The sequence below is a fragment of the Anaerophaga thermohalophila DSM 12881 genome, assembly GCF_000191885.1.
Taxonomy (GTDB): domain Bacteria; phylum Bacteroidota; class Bacteroidia; order Bacteroidales; family Marinilabiliaceae; genus Anaerophaga; species Anaerophaga thermohalophila.
Genome location: NZ_AEWI01000059.1, coordinates 1 through 23,869, shown reverse-complemented (window position 1 = coordinate 23,869; position 23,869 = coordinate 1). Strand labels below are relative to the sequence as shown.

At 40.1% G+C, this 23,869-nt stretch carries 19 protein-coding genes and 2 tRNA genes; 11 read left to right on the top strand and 10 right to left on the bottom strand.

Features of this window, described 5'->3' with window-relative positions:
- Positions 1-279: 279 nt before the first annotated feature.
- Both ATH1_RS0114365 and ATH1_RS0114360 read right to left on the bottom strand, forming a co-directional pair.
- Positions 280-1,983: a S41 family peptidase gene (locus ATH1_RS0114365; protein ID WP_010423047.1), complete on the bottom strand. Its 1,704-nt coding sequence runs from the start codon at positions 1,981-1,983 to the stop codon at positions 280-282.
- 217 nt (positions 1,984-2,200) lie between these two features.
- On the bottom strand, positions 2,201-2,638 hold the full coding sequence (locus tag ATH1_RS0114360; protein ID WP_029164145.1) for a deoxycytidylate deaminase: 438 nt from the start codon (positions 2,636-2,638) through the stop codon (positions 2,201-2,203).
- A gap of 282 nt (positions 2,639-2,920) precedes the next feature.
- Between ATH1_RS0114360 and ATH1_RS22490 the strand changes: the two genes are divergently transcribed.
- The 5 genes from ATH1_RS22490 (at position 2,921) to ATH1_RS0114335 (ending at position 9,302) form a co-directional block, all read left to right on the top strand.
- The gene (locus ATH1_RS22490; RefSeq protein WP_010423042.1) at positions 2,921-3,055 is read left to right on the top strand and encodes a hypothetical protein; all 135 of its coding nucleotides are present in this window, start codon (positions 2,921-2,923) and stop codon (positions 3,053-3,055) included.
- Positions 3,056-3,540: 485 nt separating this feature from the next.
- Positions 3,541-6,210 (top strand): TonB-dependent receptor, encoded by a 2,670-nt coding sequence (locus ATH1_RS0114350; protein ID WP_010423039.1) that lies wholly within the window; start codon positions 3,541-3,543, stop codon positions 6,208-6,210.
- A gap of 22 nt (positions 6,211-6,232) precedes the next feature.
- Positions 6,233-7,651 carry a hypothetical protein gene (locus tag ATH1_RS0114345; RefSeq protein ID WP_139035442.1) on the top strand — a complete coding sequence of 473 codons (1,419 nt, stop codon included), beginning with the start codon at positions 6,233-6,235 and terminating at the stop codon, positions 7,649-7,651.
- Between the two features lie 170 nt (positions 7,652-7,821).
- On the top strand, positions 7,822-8,646 hold the full coding sequence (locus tag ATH1_RS0114340; RefSeq protein ID WP_010423033.1) for a hypothetical protein: 825 nt from the start codon (positions 7,822-7,824) through the stop codon (positions 8,644-8,646).
- Between the two features lie 284 nt (positions 8,647-8,930).
- Positions 8,931-9,302, top strand: a complete 372-nt coding sequence (locus ATH1_RS0114335) for a hypothetical protein (protein WP_029164143.1) — start codon at positions 8,931-8,933, stop codon at positions 9,300-9,302.
- A gap of 409 nt (positions 9,303-9,711) precedes the next feature.
- Here ATH1_RS0114335 and ATH1_RS0114330 read toward each other — a convergent pair whose 3' ends face one another.
- The 5 genes from ATH1_RS0114330 to ATH1_RS0114310 form a co-directional block, all read right to left on the bottom strand.
- Positions 9,712-10,563: a dienelactone hydrolase family protein gene (locus ATH1_RS0114330; RefSeq protein WP_010423027.1), complete on the bottom strand. Its 852-nt coding sequence runs from the start codon at positions 10,561-10,563 to the stop codon at positions 9,712-9,714.
- A gap of 108 nt (positions 10,564-10,671) precedes the next feature.
- Positions 10,672-10,866, bottom strand: a complete 195-nt coding sequence (locus ATH1_RS22820) for a hypothetical protein (protein ID WP_081467460.1) — start codon at positions 10,864-10,866, stop codon at positions 10,672-10,674.
- The gene (locus ATH1_RS0114320; protein WP_010423020.1) at positions 10,867-11,880 is read right to left on the bottom strand and encodes an alcohol dehydrogenase; all 1,014 of its coding nucleotides are present in this window, start codon (positions 11,878-11,880) and stop codon (positions 10,867-10,869) included.
- A 319-nt stretch (positions 11,881-12,199) separates the two neighbouring features.
- Positions 12,200-13,291, bottom strand: coding sequence for an alcohol dehydrogenase catalytic domain-containing protein (locus tag ATH1_RS19585; protein WP_010423010.1), 1,092 nt, complete (start codon positions 13,289-13,291; stop codon positions 12,200-12,202).
- Between the two features lie 303 nt (positions 13,292-13,594).
- A complete protein-coding gene (locus tag ATH1_RS0114310; RefSeq protein ID WP_010423006.1) occupies positions 13,595-14,569 on the bottom strand; it encodes a 2-hydroxyacid dehydrogenase in 975 nt (324 codons plus the stop codon).
- A gap of 915 nt (positions 14,570-15,484) precedes the next feature.
- On the opposite strand from ATH1_RS0114310, the gene ATH1_RS0114305 reads away from it, so the two are divergent.
- Positions 15,485-16,273 carry an SDR family NAD(P)-dependent oxidoreductase gene (locus tag ATH1_RS0114305; protein ID WP_010423004.1) on the top strand — a complete coding sequence of 263 codons (789 nt, stop codon included), beginning with the start codon at positions 15,485-15,487 and terminating at the stop codon, positions 16,271-16,273.
- Positions 16,274-16,595: 322 nt separating this feature from the next.
- Here the strand turns inward: ATH1_RS0114305 and ATH1_RS0114300 are convergent.
- Positions 16,596-16,679: transfer RNA gene (locus ATH1_RS0114300), tRNA-Leu, on the bottom strand.
- Between the two features lie 290 nt (positions 16,680-16,969).
- Here ATH1_RS0114300 and recO point away from each other — a divergent pair.
- The 3 genes from recO (at position 16,970) to ATH1_RS0114280 (ending at position 19,592) form a co-directional block, all read left to right on the top strand.
- Positions 16,970-17,704, top strand: coding sequence for a DNA repair protein RecO (gene recO / locus ATH1_RS0114295; protein ID WP_010423002.1), 735 nt, complete (start codon positions 16,970-16,972; stop codon positions 17,702-17,704).
- Between the two features lie 556 nt (positions 17,705-18,260).
- On the top strand, positions 18,261-19,400 hold the full coding sequence (locus tag ATH1_RS0114290) for a methionine aminotransferase (protein WP_010422999.1): 1,140 nt from the start codon (positions 18,261-18,263) through the stop codon (positions 19,398-19,400).
- Between the two features lie 120 nt (positions 19,401-19,520).
- Positions 19,521-19,592, top strand: a tRNA-Arg gene (locus ATH1_RS0114280).
- A gap of 192 nt (positions 19,593-19,784) precedes the next feature.
- Here ATH1_RS0114280 and ATH1_RS0114275 read toward each other — a convergent pair.
- On the bottom strand, positions 19,785-20,582 hold the full coding sequence (locus ATH1_RS0114275; RefSeq protein WP_010422993.1) for a sulfite exporter TauE/SafE family protein: 798 nt from the start codon (positions 20,580-20,582) through the stop codon (positions 19,785-19,787).
- A 9-nt stretch (positions 20,583-20,591) separates the two neighbouring features.
- The gene (locus ATH1_RS0114270) at positions 20,592-21,197 is read right to left on the bottom strand and encodes a CDP-alcohol phosphatidyltransferase family protein (RefSeq protein WP_010422990.1); all 606 of its coding nucleotides are present in this window, start codon (positions 21,195-21,197) and stop codon (positions 20,592-20,594) included.
- A gap of 662 nt (positions 21,198-21,859) precedes the next feature.
- On the opposite strand from ATH1_RS0114270, the gene ATH1_RS0114265 reads away from it, so the two are divergent.
- Entirely contained in the window at positions 21,860-22,198 is a 339-nt protein-coding gene (locus ATH1_RS0114265; RefSeq protein ID WP_029164142.1) for a hypothetical protein, read from the top strand.
- Positions 22,199-22,656: 458 nt separating this feature from the next.
- The gene (locus ATH1_RS0114260) at positions 22,657-23,658 is read left to right on the top strand and encodes an NADP-dependent oxidoreductase (protein ID WP_010422985.1); all 1,002 of its coding nucleotides are present in this window, start codon (positions 22,657-22,659) and stop codon (positions 23,656-23,658) included.
- The last annotated feature ends 211 nt before the right edge of the window (positions 23,659-23,869 follow it).

The following is a 23,869-nucleotide window of genomic DNA, read 5'->3' as shown; positions in this document are numbered from 1 at the left end:
AGTTTAAAATTTGTTTTTTAAAGGCCAACAATCAGGCGCCGGTGCATTGGAGGAACTACCCAATCACCAATTCTATTTTCAGGATTTCATCAGTATATAATTTACTTAAGTCATTGGTCTGATGGAACTCGCATGATTGAATTTTATACATGTTCTTTTGTGACAAACCTTGTCATGCTCGTTTCGTTAAATTCAAATAGTCCCACCCGGTTGAATTTTTGAAGGCACAGTCTGGTTCTCGCTCCCATAGGAAAGACCCGTTGGAAGAAGTTTCCCGGGTCAGATGTTTGGTTCTGTTGCGTCAGCTGTTGACTCACTAACCTCTGATGCCTGAGCACTATCAACATGTAAGATAGAATCAGCGGCTCCGCTTCTGATGACTTCCAGTGCCTTGTTCAGTACCTCATCGTGTTTCCGGATGATGGGATAAAATCCTTCATTGTCCAAAATATTCCGGGCAATGTAGGCCTTTGTTTCGTTGACAATAAGTTCTTTAGAAATCTGATATTCCGATGCATTGTATTTCACGTCTTTCCTGTTTGCAAAACTTACCAGCATGTCACCTATAGGCTGGCGGTCAAGATAGGCCTCCAGTTGTTCTACTGTTTCGAATTCCGAAAGTTCATTCCTGTTCTTGTCAGAATAATCCAGTGCAAACTGATATATTACCCCTGATTCTCTCAGATTGTAATAATAATCGGTATGGTTGGAAGTATCCCTCGCCACAAAAACATCGGGCATAATACCGCCGCCGCCGTATACTTTTCTGCCTCCAATCGTTTTATATACAAGGGAATCGTTAATGTTGATACTGTCCCGGTTAAAAAATTCACCATGCTCGTAACGGTAGATAATATCCCGGTAATAATCTTCCACGCCATTGTCGTAAGGTTTCTGAATACACCGTCCGCTTGGGGTGTAATACCGTGCGACGGTGAGTCTGAGGGCGCCTCCTGCCGGCAAGGGAAACTGTTGTTGAACCAGACCTTTCCCAAAGGAACGCCGACCCACTACGACTCCCCGGTCGTTATCCTGCATGGCGCCTGCAAAAATCTCACTGGCCGAGGCACTAAACTCATCAATGAGAACCGTTATGTCAGTATTTTTACATGAACCGCTACCGTTGGCATGTACCTCCTGTCTTGGACTGTGAACGCCTTCCGTGTAAACGATCATATCACCCTTATCAAGAAATTCATTGACCATACTGATGGCAATATCGAGATAACCCCCCGAATTACCCCGAAGGTCCATGATGATGTGTCTGCAATTATCAGCCTTCAGCCTGGCCAGCCCAGATAAAAGTTCCTGATAGGTATTACGCGCAAACCGGTTCACCTTAATGTATCCGATAGAATCGTCAATCATGTAGGCCACATCAACGCTGTACAATGGGATATTCCCCCGGGTTATCTCAAAATCAATGAGCTTATCTCTGTTTCTTCGCTTAATGCCGACATTGACTTTGGTACCGATGTCACCCCGCAACATTCCCACTACGTCATTGGTTGGCATACCCACGCCTGCAATCACCGTGTCATTAACAGTAATAATCCGGTCACCGGGCAGAATGCCGACCTTCTCGGACGGACCACCTGACACAACACTGATCACCATAACCGTATCATTCTGCATGCTAAATTCCACGCCAATTCCTCCAAAATTACCTTCCAACTCCTGGTTTGCTGCTTCAAGATTCCTGGGTGGAATATACACTGAGTGGGGATCCAGTTTTTCCAGTATTTCGGGAATCACATTATCCACCAGTTTATCAGTATCAACGCTGTCCACGTACTGCTCATCGATAAGGTTGATAATGGTTTGCAGTTTCCCCGACTCAGGATACATTAACAAACGCCGCGACGAATCACCCTGCCCCAAAGGAGCCGTTATTCTCCCCACAAACATTCCGGTTACCAACACAACTGCCAGTATAATTGGAAGATAGATGTGCCTGGATGTGTTTTTTATCTGCTTTGCCATTTTTCGAGACTAGTAAATTTTTTAGATATATTTAACGAACCAAAAATTTGTATTTCAAACGAGAGGATGAAACGAGCATGGCAAAAATTGCCACAAAATTGATGTATAAACTCAATCATGCGAGTTCCATCAGACCAATACTTAGACTAATTTTATACCCGTAAAAACCGGTCGAACCTGATCCTCATCCTCATCAAATATTATACCCAAATCAGGGTCACTTATCATCGTCTCGGTATTCCAACTGGACGACTTCAATATTAGCCCGTTTCAAAAGATTTATGCCATCCTCAATGTGATACTTCTCCGAAAAAACAACCCTCTTTATTCCTGCCTGAATAATCAGTTTTGCACACTCTATACAGGGAGACGAAGTGACATACAGCGTAGCTCCTTCCGAGTTGTTGCCCGACCGGGCTACTTTTGTAATGGCATTGGCTTCGGCATGCAACACGTAAGGCTTGGTTTTGTTATTCTCGTCTTCACAAATATTCTCAAACCCTGATGGCGTCCCATTATAACCGTCGCTGATGATCATTTTATCACGCACCAACAGAGCTCCAACCTGCCGCCGCCTGCAATAGCTGTTTTGCGCCCAGATGCGGGCCATGTCGAGGTATCTTCTGTCAAGTAATCTTTGTTTTTCGTTGCTCACAGAGCTATGGAATTGATGATTAATACACTTTTGTTGCTACAAAATTAACAAAGAATGTGACTTGGAGGTTGTGATGAAGGAGAAAATAAAAAAGCCCCCCTGATAATCAGCGGGCTTAGCCTTGATTTCATGCCAACGACCGGGATTGTACCTATTTGATACCATTGTACAATAACATTCACTAACCGCTAAAAATAAATCAATTAGTCTGGTTCGTGATCATTTATTTTTTTTAGTTCTGAACCTCGTTTTACAAAATATTTGCTTCTAAGTTTGCCCTAAATGATTTCTTACTTACCCAGCTTCGAAGAAGCATTTAAATTTCAATTAACTCAGCTTGATGAACTGGAAATACCCGAAGGGAACCAGATGTACCAAATCATTTCGAAAGAATTTTCCTGTTTAAATCTTATTTGAAATGTAATTAACCTTTAATCTTGATTTAAGGTTCAGTTAAAACATGCTCGGTTATTTTGTCCCCGAACTCATAATGAAACGAGCATGACAAGGTTTGTCACAAAAGACCATGTATAAAACTCAATCATGCGAGTTCCATCCGACCTTAAAAACAAATTTTATACGGATGAAACGAGCATGACAAGGTTTGTCACAAAAGAGTATGTATAAAATCAATCATGCGAGTTCCATCAGGCCAATGACTTAGACTTATTTTATACGGATGAAAATATGAAGATCAACCCAGGAATGCATGGGAGATGTACGTTCTATTAGTTCATAAAATGTAAATGAAGAGGCATTTTATGTCCAAAAGACACGGGATTAGAAAATATTTTTGACTGGCGTTAACCCAAATTGGCCAGGATAAAACAGCCTTTGTTTTATTGCCGAAGTAAGAATCGGTTCAAAAAAATCAATTTGAATTTTAACTAAAAATAAAAACAATGACTCGATTGACGTTTAATTTCATTATCTGGGTAGGGCTTTTCAGCATCCTCCTGGGTTCTTCAGACACATTTGCTCAATCTAAAGGGAAAATTGCAGGTAAAGTAATTGAAGAGACATCCGGAACCCCTCTTATCGGCGCCAATGTCATATTATTGAATACTTCGCAGGGCGCTTCAGCAGATTTGCAGGGCAACTATACGATTTCGGGGGTACAGCCCGGAAACTATCAGATCAGTGCTAAGTACCTGGGATATGAGGAAGAAGTTTTGGAGGTGACCGTTGAGCCCAACCAGGTTACTGTTGTTGACTTCTCTTTAAAGGAATCTGAAAAAGAACTGAGCGGTGTCACTGTTTATGGTCAGCTGACACGCGGACAGGCAAAAGCGCTGAATGAGCAAAAGAATTCTCCCAACATAAAAAATGTTGTTTCGTCTGAGCAATTCCAGCTTTTCCCCGACAGGAACGCTGCGGAAACGGTTGCCCGGATTCCGGGTGTATCTATTTCTTATGATCAGGGCGAAGGCGAACTGGTACAGATTCGGGGTATAGGGCCTCAATACAACTCACTGACAGTGAACGGTCAAAGAATTCCTGCGCCAGACCCCGACCTGGGGAGGGCTGTCGGACTGGATCTGCTTAACCAGGACCTGATGGAAAATATTGTTGTAACAAAAGCGTTAACGCCCGATATCGACGGAGACGCCATTGGCGGTAATATTAATTTCCAGATGAAACAGGCGCCCGATGAAGGCATTGTTACCATAAATGCCGGGGCAGGTTATAATGACCAGCATTCTTATTTCGAAGAATATGGTAAAGATATTGTCGATCTGTCGGGGGTTGTCGGCCGGCGGTTCTTTGATAAAAAACTCGGGGTGCTGTTTGCTGCTGCTTATTACAAAACCAATCGGGGCTCGCTGTTAAAAGAACTGGAATACGATGATATCATGACCGGTCATATTTTTGCCCAGCATTCCAATGATTATGATGTCTTAAGGGAACGGACCGGGTTAAACCTGAACACAGAGTATAAATTTGATCAATTTAACAGAATATACGTGAATGCCAACTACAACAGGTATTTTGATAAGGAGATCAGGCGGTTGAACGAATGGGTCATCGATGATGACGAGGAAACAAAAGAAACCAGGAACCGGGTTGAAGATCAGTATTTAAACAGCATTATGTTTGGGGGAAGCCATAATTTTAACGGCGTAAAGCTTGATTATACCGGAAGTTGGATTAAAGCCAAAGAAGAAATGCCTGCGAGGACTTATTTCAGGTTTCAGCGTGATTTTGATTTCTCGGGTTACACAAACGATGAAATAAAAGAATTTAGCCCGAATACAAAGTTTACCCAGGAAGATGTACTCACGCTCAACCGGATTCGTGTTGACGATAATCTGAAAGAAGATGAAGACATTTCGGGGATGGTAAACATTGAAATTCCCTATTACCTGACCGACGAAATGAGCACATTAAAATTTGGCGGAAAATATTTAAATAAAAATGCAAAATATACAGCCCGAAGGTTGCAATTAAGGGATTTTCCTGAAGAACACACAATTGGTGAAGGGGAATTTGGTTTTATCGATGTGATTGCAGACCCGGATGATACAGGGTATTTGGGAGCAGAAAGGGCCGAGTACCTCGACCAATCGGATGACAATTATGATGCAAGTGAGGATATATGGGCTGCCTACGGGATGACAACGCTGAACCTGACTGAGAAATTTACTATTCTTGCCGGGTTAAGGTTCGAAAATACCAGTAATAATTATCAGTCACTGGCCATTGCGTCGGCTAACCAAAATGAATCAGATGCAAGTTATTCAAATTTATTACCATCTGCCCATCTTACTTACCGGTTCAACGATAAAATGAACCTGAGATTGGCTTATTCTTCGGGGATTGCCAGGCCTGATTATGTTTCATTGGTTCCCTACGAGTTTAGGGATGACGATTCGAGGGAAATAGAAAGGGGAAACCCGGAACTTGATCCAACCACTTCCAATAACTTTGATTTGATGTTCGAGAGTTATACATCATCTTTGGGTTTTTTCAGCGCTGGAATCTATTATAAAAAAATGGCTGATATTATCCTGAATTCAACCTATACCCAAACATTGACGTATGAAGGAGAACCTCAAGTCTACGAGATAACTACGCCGATTAACGTCGATGAAGATGCAACAATTTATGGTTTTGAAGTCGCCCTGAATCAGCGACTTAATTTTCTCAACGTGCCTTTCCTCGATTATTTCAGCATTTATGCCAATTACACTTATACAAAAGCTGAAATGGAAGTGAACGGAAGGGATCTACCATTGGGATACAGTCCGGAACATATCGCTAACTTTGCATTGATGTATGATAATCCGAAAATGGGTTTGTCGTTCGTTATTTCGAATAATTTCAGGGACGATATCCTGCAAAGTGTGGGTGACGATAAATATACCGATTCCTATTTTAAGCAGGAATACCATCTTGATTTATCGGTGAAGCAACGGATTACGAAAAATTTGTCTGCTTTCCTTCAGCTTAACAACCTGACCGATCAGGAGGAACGACAGATTTACGGAAAACCATCAGCCGATTATGCCAGGCTTCAGCAATGGGCAAAATTTGGAAGATACGGTACTTTAGGACTCTCTTTTAAACTTTAACGGTTTTATGAATGCCTGTTTTATGAAAATATTTGGAACCAGACATAAAGAATATTTATTTATCTCAAAACAGGATATGCAAGGAACATTTCTTCTGTTCCTTGCATACTGTTTTTTAGTAGGATTGCCGGCCTGTACTAATGTTCAATGGGAGGTGAACCGAGAGATAACCGCAGCAGAACTACCGGGTCAGTTCGTCAGCACATCTGAACCGACCCCGGGATTATCTTATGAACAAATCCGGTCTTATCTGCATTATTATTCGCCCGTAATTTTCAAACAAGCGAATGAATATGACGATAATCACAAAGGTCATGACTGGATCACCAACTTCAATTACGACCATGACAATTACCTGGCCAATAATAAAGAGAACTGGAGTGATGAATTGAAAAAATATGTCAACCAGGGTGAACATCCCGACTGGCAGATCAGGCCGACACTCTATTCGGCAGCCATTCGTTTTTACGATCATTCCCTTCAAACCAACAGTATTATTTTGCTCTACCATGTATATCATGCCAAGCAACGCTACGAAATACATGACTGGGAACGGATAGAAATAAGAATTAACAATGTTAATGGCGGGCCTGGATCCGGTGAGGAAATTAACTATGTTGTCATTACCCGTCACAGCCTGCACAATGCCAGGGAATATCCTGATCCCGACCTTAACTTTATGACAACATCTGCCGGGAAACATGTGATGATCTGGCAGGCGGACTGGGATTTCAACCTTTTCAACCCGTCGCAGGCAGAATTGCATTTTGTAGAGGAGAGCTGGTCGGATATCACGGAACTAAATGCGAATAATGCAACGGCAAAAGTCGATATTAACAACGAAGGCAAAAGCCTGTTCCACTATATTTTTGTTGATCAGTATGATACCGGGGCAACGAATTTCTGGAATGCACAGTCCATACAAAATGACAATGCCTCAAGCCTGGCTTCCGGGAAAGATCAGTATTCAGGCGTTCCCATGTCCGAAGTAAAAAGAATTACTTATGAACTGCAGGATCTGGCTGACATTATTCCCAGCCACCTGGACCCCACCAACTGGAAAGATGAACTTTCTATCAATATGGTGACCCCGGTTACCAGCGAGTTAGGCAACCCGGAAGTTTCAACCGGAGTGACAACCTTTTATTACACCGCACGTGACACCCAGGATCCCGACGAAGACCGGAAAGGTTATATCCGCAAACACTGGTTTTGGGGAGTTTACATTTATGGTACGGAAGGCGATAAATTCTACTCCGAATTGGGTCCCGAGCCATGGTATCAACACCTTTACTTTGCCCATAATGGTACACGGGGAGATGGTTCGGTTGAGGACGAACTGGAAAACAGGGGAATATTCCTGGGCAAAGGAGTATATGCCGACTGGAACACCAGCGATGGAGGCTTCGACGGACGATGGGTTCAGTTATTCCCGGATTAGTTCCCCATTTCCAGAAAGAATAAAGAAGTAATTTTGCAGCAGTTTAATTTTATTTATCAATCCAGGTTTATTTATGAAACAAGCATGGCAAAGTTTTCCACAACAAGAATATGTATAAGTTCTTGCATGCGAGTTCCATCCGACCAATAACTTAGACTAATTTTATACGGATGAAAGACAATAAAATATTCCATCAAACAAGAATCATCATATTCCTGCTTCTTTTGTTGATTACAAACATTTCTTTTTCACAAACTGAGAATGCCGCCTTCAAAACAGTACAGTCCTATAAAATCCGGGAAGCAAGGCAGGGTATTGCAGTTGATTCGGCTTATTTTTATGCCATTAACACACAAGGAATTGGAAAATACAGAAAAATAAACGGTGATCTTGTTGCCGAATGGAACGACGATTCAGGACAGATCATCCATTTCGATGGTGGCGTAGTCGTCAATGGCAAACTTTATTGCGCCCATTCAAATTATCCGGAAATCCCAATGACCAGTTCAATAGAGATATTTGATACAGAAAATCTTGAACATATCGGTTCCCACAGCTTTGGGATAAAATATGGATCCTGTACCTGGGCCGACTATTACAACGATTATTGGTGGGTCTGCTTTGCCTATTATGACAAATTTGAACCACAGATAAACAAAAATAACAGGTGGACTGTATTGGTTAAGTTCGATAAAAACTGGCATGAACAAGAATCCTGGACATTTCCTGCGTCCGTTCTGCAGGAATTCAAACCAATGAGTTGCTCAGGCGGTTCCTGGGGACCTGATGGCAATTTATATGTAACCGGCCACGACAGTACCAGTGTTTATGTCCTCCAATTACCAGAAATGGGATCCATACTTGTGCTGAAAAAGATTTTAAAAATAACATCAGAGGGACAAGGTATTGCATGGGACCGCTATGAAAAAAACAATCTATACGGAATCAGAAGAAAAGATAATTTAGTCATCAAATCCAGATTATCCCCTTTTTAACCCAACTTGTTAAAAATACCAGGGAACAAAACAAGCAAAAACAGGTGGTAACAACACTAAAAAACAAAAAAGGCAAAACCTTCAGGATAAAGAAATGCAGTGTTCCCTATTCTGCTCCCCAAGTATTGGACTATAAAAATGACTTTTTAAGTTGAATTTAAAAGTCATGCTTATCTTTACATCATCAGGTGAAACGACCAGAGGCTTTGCTGGCAAGATAACTATTGCTGGAGTGAAACCTAAACCCAAAATATTATAAGTCAATTTTTTTATGACTGGGTGCCTTGTCACTGCTTCTGCTTGTTACCAAAATAAGATTGACAAGTGATATGGATGAAGCTTTTGAAGGAGCGCATGTTGTGATTCCTAAAAACTGGGGCGGCTTCGGCGCTTACGGTGTTCAAGAATATTTAGATAATGAAGACGAATGCAAAAAAGAAATGAAAGCAAATTTAGAAAAGTATCATGATTGGATTTGCGACAGCAGAAGAATAAAATTAGCCGATAAAAATGTAAAACTTATGCACGCCCTTCCGGCAGACAGAAATCACGAAGTAACAGATGAAGTAATCGACGATCCGAATATTTCAGTTGTTTATGACGAAGCGGAAAATAGATTACATACTGCAAAAGCGATTATGTCTTTGACGAGGTAATGTTTATTAATTGCTACAGATTTTTTTGTGGAGAAAATAATTTCTATAACGCAATTTGTTAAAAATACCACCCCAAAACAGAAAAACGTACAAATTTCGGTTATTTTATTTTGTAACTACCTGATAATCTATTGCAATATTTTTGAAAGCCGTTTGTAGTACCCGAATTATAAATATTGTCACAACACGTACTTGATATTCAATATTCTATATCGGGATTTAAAAAACAACCGGGTAAATCTCAGTGACAGGTTTACCCGGTTTTGAAAGTAATTTTTTACACAGTTTATGAAATAGCGCTCTTAAATAACAACACCTACCGACTTAATTGTCAGTAGGTTTTGTTACTTATGAACATCCCATTTCAATGGGAAATAAGCTGGGCTAAGTATTATTGCCCGACGTTTATTCAATTAACAGGAAAATACTTTGAGAAAAATTCCTTCATATCATTCCACGAGGCTGAATCTGCTGCTGCATTATAAGCAATGGGCATGTTAAATTTCTGGCCTGCTTCAGTCGATTCGGGATTTGTGAAAGCATGCAAGGCGCCTTCATACTCTTTAAATTCATATTCAGCGCCGACAGCCTTCATTTGATTTTTAAAATTGTCTTTATCTTCCTGGGATACAAATTTATCTGCTGCTCCGTTGCAGACGAGAACATGCGTGTTTTTAATTGCCGGGTTCGCTTTAAAACCTTCCAGCCCACCGTGAAAACTCACCACTGCATCGAGCGGGACACCTAAACTGGCAGCGTTTAAGACCACCGTACCACCGAAACAATAACCTATTGCTGCAATATGTTCCGGATCTGCAAAACCGCTGTTTACTAAAACATCGTAAGCGGCTGTCATTCTTTCTTTCAATAAACCCAAGTCAGAATAAATAACACCCGCATTTTTTTGTGCCTCTTCCGGATTATCAACAATAAGTCCATTGCCGTACATGTCGGCAGCAAATGCTGTGTAACCTAATTCTGCCAACATCCTGGCGCGCTTTTGGCTGTAAGCATTATTGCCCCACCATTCGTGCACAACAATGATTCCGGGGCTTTTCTTCGTATTATTCTTATTGTAAAAAAGATACCCTTTTAATGTTGTGTTTCCTGCCTTATAATCAATCTCCTTACGAACGATATTTTGTTCATTCTTTTTCCCCTGGTTTCTTCCGTATCCGTCAGCAGTAGCGATTGTTATCATTAGCATACAGACGACAAGTAATTTAATGTCGAAACCTTTTAAATAATTTTTGATATTCATGTTAAACTCCTTTAATTAATTTGTTGAAAATTTGATTATTCTAAGAGCCCGGTCTAAAAAGCATCTTTGTTGCCAAACCCATTATTGTTTTAAATTTTTTAATTCTCATTAATCACCGGGGTTATCACCTCCGGCCCAAAAATTTAAAAACCTTTCAAACTGCTGATATTTACCATTTTTACTCCTGACCCCTAAAGGGGAACTGCTAAAAATCAGCAGTTTGAAAAAGTCCCCTTTAGGGGATTTAGGGGTCAAACTGCTTTTTAAACCGCACTCATGTATGGTTTGTTCAAAGACCGGGATTTATTGCATTTTTAATACAGCCCTAAATCTTACTTTGTTGGTAATCATCTTATTATAGGCCTCATTTGCTTTCTCAAGAGGAAAAACTTCAATTTGAGGACGAACATTTTTCAATACCGAAAAATTCATAGTATCTTCAGAATCTTTTGCATCACCCGAGGGCCATCCCTGAATTGTTTTACCGGAAATAAGAGCGAACGGGATAACCTCCACGGGGTCGTTCGTCGCAGCAACAATGATTAATTTACCTCGTTGTTTCAGGCCGTTTGTTATTTCAGAAATAACTTTGCTGTTAGGCGCAGTGGCCAAAATAATGTCAGCTCCTCCCATTTTTTGCAGCTCTTCGGCCGCATTGGAATTACTTGCATCAATGTATGTGTGTGCACCGAGTTCCAGTGCCAATTCTCTTTTTTCACTTCCGTGAGAAATTGCCACTGTCCGGTAGCCGGCAGCATTTGCAAATTGTACTCCCAAATGTCCCAAACCTCCTATGCCTTGTATTGCAACAGTATCACCCGGTTTAGCTCCGCTGTTTCTTAACGCGTTATACGTAGTGATACCGGCACAAAGAAGAGGGGCGGCTTCTTCCGAATTCAATTCTTTGGGAACTAAAGCCAGTGCATCCTGAGGTGCGCACATATATTCAGCATAACCGCCGTTGTAATTAATTCCCGGGACTTTGCCATTGTCACAATTAATGAAGTCGCCCCGACGACAAGGTTCACATTCAAAACAATGGCCGCCATGCCAGCCCACGCCTACCCTTTGACCTGTTTGCCATGACTTTACATTTTTCCCGACTTCCGTTATTGTTCCAATTACTTCATGGCCCGGGACTAAAGGATATTGTAGATTTGGGTACCACCCTTCTTTTACGATTGCATCACTGTGACAAATTCCACAGGCTTCTACTTTTATCAGTACTTCATTTTCTTTGGGTGCCGGTACGGGTATTTCAACCAATTGAAAATCATCACCGGGCTTTTTTACCTGCATTGCTTTCATTTTTGCCATATTTTTACCTTTTAATTATGAGTGCAGTACAAAAAGCCTTCAAACTGCTGATTTTTACCATTTGTACCCCTGACCCCTAAAGGGGAACTGCTAAAAATCAGCAGTTTGAAAAAGTCCCCTTGGGGGATTTAGGGGTCAAAAAGCTTTTTAGACTGCACTCAATTATTTTTAATAATCTGTTAAACTTTTACAAAAATCTCTGAATCAGCTGTTTATGTTTAAAAATTGCTTTCTATTAAAATGCAGATTTTCAACATCATACGATTTATCTTAATTCTTCCGTCTAAAAATCTAATGGTCTAATGTATTTAGGACTTTGTTATATTTTTACCATTACTGTTGTTAATCCTCCTAATCTTGATCCTGCAAGAGCAACAGCTTCGTTTATCTCGTCAAGTGAAAAGGTTTTTACATCAAACAAATTTAAATTCAGCAAACCGGATTGAGCCAGGTTAACCAATTCATTTGCTTCAAAATTATGAAACCATAATGACCCGGTTATCTTTATTTCAGTTCCTAAAAGAAAACCGTAAGGAATATTGATATTTCCGGTTGCCCCGCCAACAAATACAGCCGTCCCTCCTTTTTTAACTGCATATAAACATTGATGAGTTGACTGCGTATCAACGTATTGAAGGCAATCAACAAATGACCCGGCCCCTTTACCGTTTGTCAATTCCCTTATTTTGCCGGTCACGTCTCCATCAAGGAGTGACAAAGTGGAAATAACCGACGGATTGATCTGCCTGATTTTTTCCAATCTCTCTTTTTTATTGGCTACAGCAATAATTTTTACCGCACCCATTGCTAAAGCCAGCAGCACAGCGCTTGTCCCAACGGTTCCGGTAGCGCCGTTAATCAATACGGTTGAGCCGTAATGAACATTTGCATATTTCAAAGCCTGATAGGCTGTTCCAAGGTAACCAATACGGACTGCCTGTTCAAGAGGAAAATTATCCGGTAAGATTGCCACATTTGTCGAGGGCGCTTTTACATATTGAGCAAAGCCGCCTTGATATTCATCTAAAAGAGGGACGTTGTTCGGATTAAAAGTGAACATGCCCTGAAAAGCCATCGAATCACTCAATGCTTCCCGGCCCATTAAAGCGTATTCATCAGTCTTATCATAAAGGATCGAATTGACCCATACTTTTTGACCTTCTTTTAATCCTCTTACCTTGTTTCCCACTTTAGAAATTATTCCAACAGCATCGGAACCAAAAATAGCCGGTAAAGCAGGGCGAATAAAATTTCCGCCAGGATTTAAAATATCATTCATTGATGGCGCTACAAATGTGGCTTTCACTTCTACCAACACATCGTCATCAGATAATTCAGGTATCGGCACCTCTTCTATTACAAGAGGTTTTCCCAATTCATATAAGCGTGCTGCTTTCATTGTTTTTTCCATATTTTTACTCCTTATCTTTTGTTTTATTTTTGAAATTTGTCTCTGTACTTAATTGTCGGGGTGACTGCCTCAAAATATTGGTCAAGTGAAATTCCTGGTTTGGTGTGGATATTTTCATTTTTTATATTGACAATACTCCCTTAAACTTTTGCAATACACTGCAAATCAATTATTTGTATTCAAAGGTGTATGTTTGTTAAAATTCAGTATATCAAGATTGTACGAAGCATCTTACATCTTATATCTAAAAATCTAACGATCTATTGTATTGATGCAGAGGCAGCTTAATATAGTTCCCTGATCTTATACTGTTATATCAACCACTCCTTTTATTTCCTCATTATTCAGGAATCTCTTCACATTTTCTGCTGCTTTTCCTGCTCCTTCAATCATAATGTTTTCGACAATAGCTGAATTGTGCGGCGATCCCAAGAGATTAGGCAATTCAAAAAAGGGGTAATTGATTTTAAACTGTCCAAACTTAAACGGCTCAATCCACCACGCATCAATTCCGGTTGAAAAATCGGGGTGGTTCTTCAAATGGTCATATAAATCTTTTTCTTTAACGATGGGCCCTCTGGCCACATTAATCAATATAGCGTCATTTTTCATCAACTCTAATTCCCTTTTGCCGATTAATCCTTCTGTTTCGTCTGTCAGGGGAATGGAAATGACCACAAAATCAGAATGAATTAACAGGTGATCCAAATCGTTTAATGTGCCTGTAAAATCAACATCTTCGTTTGTTTTTCCGCTTGTGTTTAAGGCCATTACTTTCACATCAAAACTACGCATCAACCTGGTAACTTCTTTCCCGATTGAACCAAAACCGATAATACCGAGCGTTGCTCCCTTAATCTGCCTCGTAATACTATTCATTTGTTCAAATTTTCCTTCTGCCAGGCGGTTATGATACAATCGCAATTTTTTTGCCAGTGCAAGAATCATCGCGACCGTATGTTCAGCCATTGGTGTTGCATAAGCGCCCTGATTCGCAGCAATTAAACATTTGTTCGGAAACATCTCGAATTTCAGATGATCATAACCGGCAGACAATAGTTGAATAAGATGAAAATTACTGAACAGGCTTTTATTAAACTGTTCTAATTCTTTTGTAGGATTCCACGCAATGATTATTTCACTTTCCAATAATATTTTTTCTTTTTTATCTGTTTCTGCATAATCATCTAAAAAAGAAATCACTTGATCCTTAAAAAAGTTCCTGTAAAATTCTTTTTCTTTTTCACTCGCTTGATATGTCACTAAAATATTTCTCATTTGCGGTAATTTTTAAGAAGATTCATTAAATGATTGTTAAGTTTCACGTTTCCGGCGACCATAGTGAGAATGAGAAATAAAAGATACAGGTAACTTAATCCTGCATTTTGCAATGGCTTATCCTCGCCGTACTCACCAATGGCTCAGTTCGTTATTTAGTCAGCGATCCCCATTTTCTTTTATCTCAGTTGCCTTTTTTACCTAAGTTGAGCGGTCTGAACGAAATTCTATTTGGTAGCCGTCTAAAAAGTCAGAAAAAGTTGTAACAAATTATGTGTCTGTTCAAAAAGCGTCATTTAGAAGACTTGCGATGTCCAAAAAACGGAGTTTACTATATCGTAAATAAATAGTAACTTTCGGACAAGCGTAACACCGTAAATGGCTCCTTTTTGGACAGACCTTTTTATAAACATTATATCTTGAAACATGTTCACGAATAAATTCAAACCACTTTGTTAAAAATACCCCCTTAAAACCAAAAAAAGCACGCAGATTTCGACTTTTATTCTACTTTAACAGGTTAAAATGATCACTAAATTAAGTGTCGTTGTTTTTTGTAATTTGCAATATTTAGTATCTTGCAATTGAAACGGGCATGGCAACCTTTTCCACAACAAGAACATGTATAAAACTCATTTGAAATAAAGAACAAAATTCAAGTTTGCCATGAGGAACGGCGAAAAACTTAAAAAGATATCCGGATAATGGTAAAACACTGCTATCGGTTAACGACCATCTTGCAGTGTATCCAAAATTTATCGTGAAATGACCGATGAACGGAGGCCGGAGAAACTGCAGCAGCGTCACAAAGAACGGCAGTGTGACATAGATTAGTGTTATTCAAAACGATAAATCTGTTAAAGTAGAATTAGTTTAAAAGCGTTTTTTAACGCATTGACTTAAAAATTATTAAAAATGACAAATGACAAGCTAGCAGGAAAAAGGGTTCTAATTACAGGAGCCTCAAGCGGATTGGGCTTTGCAATGGCCAGAGCTTTAGGTTTAAACGGAGCAACCGTGCTAATTGTTGCACGCCATGCTAATAGTTTGAACAGAGCACTCAACGACTTAAAAGACCAGCAAATTGATGCCTATGCATTAGAAATGGATGTCAGAAGCGAATCATCCATTATGAATGCTGTAAAATGGGTGGAAAAACAATGGGGAACGCTTGATATGCTTGTTAACAATGCAGGTATCGGTATGCGAACGGTTAATCCTCATTTTTTGACAGAACCCAAACCATTTTTTGAAGTGAGTGCAACCGGTTTTCGAGATTTGATTGATACAAATCTCACCGGTTATTTTCTGGTTGCAAAAGCATTTGTACCCTTTTTTATCAAACAAAAGAAGGGTAAAATAGTAAACATCACCATGAACCATGAAACAATGAAAAGAAAGGGATTTATTCCCTATGGACCTTCACGGGCAGGGGCAGAATCCCTAACACTTATTATGTCGGAAGATTTAAAGGATTACCAAATAGATGTAAATATGCTATTGCCGGGCGGAGCTACAGAAACCGGAATGGTTCCGGATGAATTTAAGCAATCCCTGCCAAAGGATTTTAAAATATTAAGTCCGGATATAATGGCAGAACCCATTGTTTTTCTTGCCAGTGATGAAAGTGACGGATTAACCGGACAGCGAATTACTGCAACGCAATTTAACGACTGGAAAAGAAATCATTTCAATACAAATTAGAAATCAGAAAGTAATAAATTCTTAAAATTATCGAATACGTAAGATTTGGCAAAACCACAGGGCAAGGCAAGGAATAGCTTCGATACCTTGTCCTGTATTTAAATACAAAAAACATGACAAGAGGATTTTAATAGCCGGTAAAACAGGAAGAATGAAATTTCCACGTAGATTTAGAATACCATTCATTGATGGCGCTACAAAAAATGTGGCATTCACTCATACCAATACATCATCATCAAATAATTCCGGAATTAATTGCCCTCCGATTTGGCACCAAAAATAAAAAAGCCCCCTGATAATCAGGGGGCTTTTTTCGATTTTGTACCCAGGGCCGGGATCGAACCGGCACGGTATTGCTACCACTGGTGTTTGAGACCAGCGCGTCTACCAATTCCGCCACCTGGGCATCGCTGCTTGCAAATTTCTTCGCGGATGCAAATATATAACATTCTCGTGGTGTTGCAAACAAAAAAATTGATTTGAAATTTTTCTAATCCTTATCTTTGCATGCATCAGGCAGCATTTAAAATGAATATGAAATATCCCGTTAAACCCTTGCCATGATCAGCAAATCTGCTATTTGCATACAAAGGTTTTTGCCCGTAAATTTCTGTATGCCAAAGTTAAAAGTTTACCGGAGTAGTGTAATGCTATATTGATCTATTGATCTGATTATCTAATACTGATCTGTCCAACATGAGTACACTGATAAAAACCGAAGGCATTGTGCTGGATCATATCTTGTATCGCGATACAAGTGCCATTGTTCATATATACACCAGGGAACTGGGTCGTCAGAATTATGTAGTAAACAGTGTACGAGGAAGTCGTAAAAACAGAAAAACCGTATTGCTTCAGCCGCTCAACCGGCTGTCATTGGAAGTGTACCATTCGTCAAAAAGAGACCTTCACCGTATAAAGGAATTCTCGCTGCTGAGTCCGCTAATGCGGATTCCCTATTCGCAAAACACACGGGCACAGGCTTTTTTCCTGACGGAATTATTGTCTCATATCCTGACGTTGCAGGAGAAATCGGAAGAACTGTATGATTTTCTCAACAATTCCGTAGAACTGCTCGATTCGGGGGTGGAAGGAAGTGAAAACCTGCACCTGTTTGTTATGTTTCGCCTGACACGTTATCTTGGCTTCTATCCCAATACAAACGAAATAGGCTCAAAGGCATGGTTTGACATGAAAAATGGAAATTTTACAAGATATGAGCCGATACATCCGCTCTTTCTTTCGCCCGACAAAGCGGGCTTACTAACCCGGTTGATGAATGCCGATGTTTATTCTCTGAAAACCATTGCTGCCAACGTTTCGGAACGTAATACCCTGCTTAACTTTCTCCTCGACTTTTTCAAATTGCATGCCCATGGTTTTGGTACCCTAAAAAGCCTGGATGTTCTTGAAGATTTATTACATTCCTGATTGCTCCGACATTGCTGATATACCAAATTACCAATAAAAAGACGCCTTCTGTCAAATTAGGCTTGATTTAAAAGAAAAATAACGGTCAATTTATGCCAGGATTAAAATTACCCGAAACGAATTATTACTTAGACAAATTATATACTAATAAATGAGCCCGGTCTAAAAAGCATCTTTGTTGCCAAACTCGTTGTTGTTTTAAATTTTTGCATCCTCATTAACAACAAGTTAACTCCGGTACAAAAATTTAAAATGCCTTGATTTTGACAAAAATATGCTTTTTATACCACACTCATAAATAAAAGCCTTACATTTTCTAAATTCCCGATCAAAATCAGGAAACCGAATTGCTCATCCCGCCTCCGTCGCCTGCTTGCAAGAATTTGGGTAATGGAAAAATCCTTACCCATTCGTCAGAAAAGGCTTTTCAAAACGATAAAAAGATGCACTTTTGCAGCGAATAATTGTGTATATTTGATAGAGGCCGGATATAAACCGGATGATATTAATAAGTCTTTCAGGCAAAAACTCAATTAGTGAATTTTAATAAGACATCATGATAGCACCGAAACTTATTACCCTTGAAAACAGTATTGTAAATGCAATGAGTGAATTGGGCGACAGCCACAATGCCATAAATATGGCTGCCGGATATACCGATTTTCACTGTTCTCCGAGGTTGATAAAACTGGTACAAAAGCATATTTCTGAAGGAATCAATGAATTTGCACCGGCCAACGGCGTATTGCAACTACGCGAAAAACTGGCAAAAAAAATTGAAGCACTTTACGGTCACAAATACAATCCGGAGACCGAAATTACCATCACGGCCGGAGCCACACAAGCCATTTTTACAACCTTAACGGCCCTGGTTAGAGAAGGCGATGAAGTTGTAATTTTTGAACCCGCTAACGACAGTTATGTGCCGGCCATAGAAATCAACGGAGGAAAACCGGTTTATGTCACCCTGAAAGCACCTGATTTCCACATCGATTGGGGAGAAGTACAGAAACTGATCACCTCCAACACCCGGATGATCATTATCAACACGCCACATAATCCTACCGGTAAAGTCTTTTCAGAACTGGATATGCTCCGGCTCCAAAAGATCATTAACGGAACACGCATCGTGGTTCTTTCGGATGAAATATTCGAGCACATTGTCTTTAACGGAGAGTCGCATCAAAGCGTTGCCATGTACCCCAAACTGGCCGAACAGAGCATTATCATCAGTTCGTTCGGAGAAACTTATCATGTATCGGGATGGCAGATCGGATATTGTGCCGGACCGGCCGATGTAATGAACGAACTGCGAAAAGTTCAGCAGGTTATGATGCAAAGCGTTTCTTCACCTTTCCAGTGGGCATTGTCAGAATTTCTCGACTTCAGGGAAGAGTACCTTCAACTGGGCGATTATTACAGGAAAAAACGCGATATTTTTAATGAGCTGATGGCTGCTACGCGATTCAAACCAATTCTTTCACACGGAACTTTCTTCCAGCTTTTTAGCTATGAAGACATCACGAACGAAAGTGACAGGGATTTCGCCATTCGGCTTGTTAAGGAAGCCGGTGTGACCACCATTCCGGTCAGTGCTTTCTATCACGAAAAATCGAAGAAACATCTACTGCGTTTCAATTTTGCACGTACGGATGAACACCTTCAAATGGTGGCCGACAGGCTTTCTGCATTTTAGCCTCTGTGTTTTTGATGAAAAAGTGGCATAAAACCCGGAAAATTCAGGTTAAAACATATAAAAATAAAGCGGTTTCCTATTACCACGGATTTTTCTATTTTTGCAACGCGAAACATTAATGGCCCCATAGTTCAAGGGATAGAATAGCGGTTTCCTAAACCGTAGATCCAGGTTCGAGTCCTGGTGGGGCTACCCGTTAAAGCCACAAATTGCTGATTGATAGCTTTTTGTGGTTTTTTGTTTTTTGTGTTGCACCATTTCAGGATAGCATTTGCTTGCCAGACCCAGATTATCACCGTATCTTTAATTAATGCGCGTCTATAAAGTCGGAAAAAATTGTATCAAATCATGTGTATGTCTGCTCAGCTCTTCTTCCGGGAAGCCTCAAACGCCAGTCATTACCATTCCGATTCCAAAAAGCCCAAGCACCACCGCGTACCAAAACCGGACTTTATCCTCGAACCGATCGGTTTTGACGCGGACCATGCTACGCGGACCGAGGAGCGCTCCCACCAGGGTGCCGGCGGTGAGAAACAAAATCAGCGTCATATCGATGCGTCCCACCAGAAGATGGGCGCCAAGCGCAGAAAAAGTATTGGCGGTGATCACCAGAAGAGAAGTGCCTGCCACAATTTTCAAGGGGAGTTGCAGTGCCAGCAAACCTGCCAATACCGGAGCTGTGCCACTGGTACCGAACATTCCGGTGACGATACCGGCCAGAAAACCGTAAAGAGCACTTTGAACCGTCTTCCTTCGCGAGAAAAGATTTCTATCATCCTTTTTGCAATTCCGTTTCTGGCGAAACCGGACAAAGAGCATCTGCAAGGCCAGAATCAGACAATAAATTCCAAAAAAAACCTTAAATAAAGAGGACGATACCAGATTGGTGAGCCAGGCTCCGGCCAGAGAACCCACAATACCGGTAAGAATAAAGATCAACGCGATATGCAGGTCAATATGTTTATGCCGGTAGTGACTCCACGAACCAGCAAGACATACCGGGATGGTGGCAGCCAAAGAGGTAGGAACAGCCACCGGACCAGGAACATGAAATATCAGGATCAAAACGGGTAAAAAGAAGAAACCTCCGCCACCTCCGGTCACCGAAGCCCCAAAACCTATTATAAGTCCGATTAGAGGGAGCCATAAAAAACTCCATTCAAAATAGGAATAAAATATCATATTTATTTTTTAACGGCCCGTATCGCGGAACTCTTTCTTTTGTCTCAATTCCTCCATTAAAACCCAGTACAGACCTTTAACATTCGACCGCATTTCCGGTATTAATGCCTGGATGGCAATATGTTCAATGGATGCCAGGATGCCCCAAACCACCATAAAATAATAATACGAAACTATAAAATGCCCGGAAAAAAGCACTATAAAAAAAATCCCCTCAATATACCCGCCGGCCTTGGTGGAATAAAGGTGAAAACTGGGTAGTCTGCCAAATTTTATCAATGACAATACTATTGGCAAAATCAGAAAAACAATAAAAACAATGAAACTTTGTAAATGAGGCTCTAATTCCTCGTACTTAAACACAAAAATTCCGATGATGGCCAAAGTATAGGTGAGATCATCGGCAGCAGAATCGAGCCGGGCCCCCAGTTCGGTCCTTTGTCGCAGAATACGTGCCAGTAAACCATCCAAAATATCTGTTATCAGGTTAATAATTAAAAAAAGACTGAATAAAACCTCATTCTCTGATACGACCAGATATAATATCCACGGAAAAGCCAGTAAACGATAAAAACTCAACAAATTCGGAATGGTAAAAATGCTCTCTTTTTTCATAACTTCTATGATTATCTGAAAACCCGGCTGGTAACAAACTCAAACAAAACACCAGCCTGATACAGGATGGTCTAAATTACAGATTTTTTTTGATTCACGGAAAAACCCATGATTGCAGAATAAAAAGCATATTTTTGTCAAAATCGAGGCGTTTAAATTTTGTGCCGAAGTTAAAGTGTTGTTAATGAGGATTCATCAGTATAAAATTAGTCTAAGTTATTGGTCTGATGGAACTCGCATGATTGAGTTTATACATGTTCTTTTGTGATAAACTTTGTCATGCTCGTTTCATCACTGTAAATATTCTTTCTTTATACGGGCAAGCTGTAGTGTTGCATGGGGTTAGAAAAAAAAGCTTAAACGCAAAGACGTATGTTGTGTTTATAATTCACACTACTGGCTACTGACTAAAAACTAATGACTAAATTACTTATATCTAAAAATCTGATAATCTATTAAGGCAATTTTTGTTATGCTCGTTTCATTAAGCAAATCATCGCTTTTATGATAGACGTGACGGAATCCTCAATCAGTGCTTTTGATGTAAAAAACCGATGCCGGGTATTCCCCGGTTATAAAAAATACTTTGAAAGAAATGGCCTCTTCTCATCAAATTAAACGTTTTTTGCAAAGATGACTTTTATTAAAACAAGATATTCAGAATGATAAGACCTCTGATTACAGCAACATTAATATTTCTCCAGGTCGGGTCAGTACGTGCGGAAAAACCCGATTCGGTCTTTTCGCTACATCCAAAACCATTTCCCCGGGTAGCAATTCCGATAATGGCAGCAGCCACAGCCGGAGCTTTTTTCCTGGACAAACCGATCAGGGACCACAACGTTGCTCACCCTTCAGCATTTAAAAACGATTTTTCGGAAATAACAGATGTCTTTGGCGAGAAAACGATCATGATTCCGACAGTTGTCGCTGCTTATGGTGTCGGTCGATTCGTTTTTAAAGTGGCTTCTTATTTGCGCATAACGAAAATGTGCAGTTAATTCCCAACGGAGTGATAATAAAGTTTTAATTTTTTAGCAGCAAACGGCGCAAAAAAATCTATGGCTGTCTCGTTGTAAAATTATTTCCAGACTTTATCCATTGAAGCATAACTGATATCGAAAAGCCCCATCGGTTATTTTGAGTTAAAGCAGACTCCGGAAAGGATGCTTTAGTTCAAAACGGTAAGTGAACCATTTCTTCGTAAGTACAAAGAACAAGTACCACCGGTTCATTGTTATATTGAAAGCTTATTTTAAAATAACCGGAAACGAATGTTCCCGATAAATAATAATGATGCTTAAAAAAGAGCGTCAGGTTTTTAAAAGTCAGGGAAATTATATGGCATCGATCTTCAAAGTTTCACAAGATATACCTTCTTGTACACTCCAAAATGATTGTCAGATTCTTGCAAGGTTACTTATATCCCATTAATAAAAAATAATTTAGAATTGAAACCATGAACACAACAAGAACAATCACTTTAAAGAACAGGCCGACAGGAAAGCCTGAATTGACAGATTTTGAATTTACCACTTCAGAAATACCTGAATTAAAGGAAGGGGAACTTCTGGTAAGTGCCAGGTATGTTTCCGTGGATCCATATTTAAGGGGAAGAATGAGGGATGTTCCGTCCTATGTACCCCCTTTTGAACTCAATAAACCAATTGAATCCGGGGTGGTTGCAGAAGTTTTAGAATCTAAGAACAGTCATTTTAGTAAAGGAGATTACGTCTCCGGCCTTTTACAGTGGAAAGAAACACAAACAGCAAAAGCTGACGGATTGATCAAAGTAGATTCTGATAAAGCACCTCTTTCTGCATATCTTGGAGTTTTAGGGATGACAGGACTTACCGCCTACCTGGGATTAACGGAGATTGGAAAACCCAAAAAAGGAGAGACCCTCCTTGTGTCTGGTGCAGCCGGGGCTGTAGGAAGTGTCGTCGGACAAGTTGGTAAGATACTCGGGCTACGGGTTGTAGGGATTGCCGGAACCGATGAAAAGGTGGAGATGCTCAAATCCGAATTTGGTTTTGATGAAGCCATCAATTACAAAACAACAGAAAATATGGTTGAAGCCATTGCAAACTCATGCCCCGACGGGGTAGATGTTTATTTTGACAATGTCGGAGGAGCTATTTCAGAAGCTGTACTCTTTAATATCAATAAGTTTTCAAGAACGGTGAACTGTGGCGCTATTTCGGAATATAATAACATTGAGCTGCCCAAAAGTATCAGTGTTCAACCCTTCCTGATACAGAAAAGTTCTTCAATGAAAGGCTTCGTAATCTCCGACTTTGCCGACAAACATCCTGAAGGATTGAGACAATTGACTGAATGGTTTAATCAGGGTAAATTAAAGTACACAGAGACCATTAAAGAAGGATTTGAGAATATCCCACAAGCATTTTTGGACCTTTTCGACGGAAAGAACAAGGGGAAAATGATAGTAAAACTTTAACCCAGCTAACACGGTTTTGTAATCCTTCTCTTATTTACTTTTCAGCACCTCCCTGAGTTTTTCAAATATCTGTAATCCAACCTAATGACTATTGACTAATGACTAATGACTATAAACTACAGACTAACGTGTTTTGTGAAACAGGTTTGACATGTTTTGTGAAAACAGGTTTGATGTGTTTTGTAAAAACAGGTTTGACGGTTTTTACAAT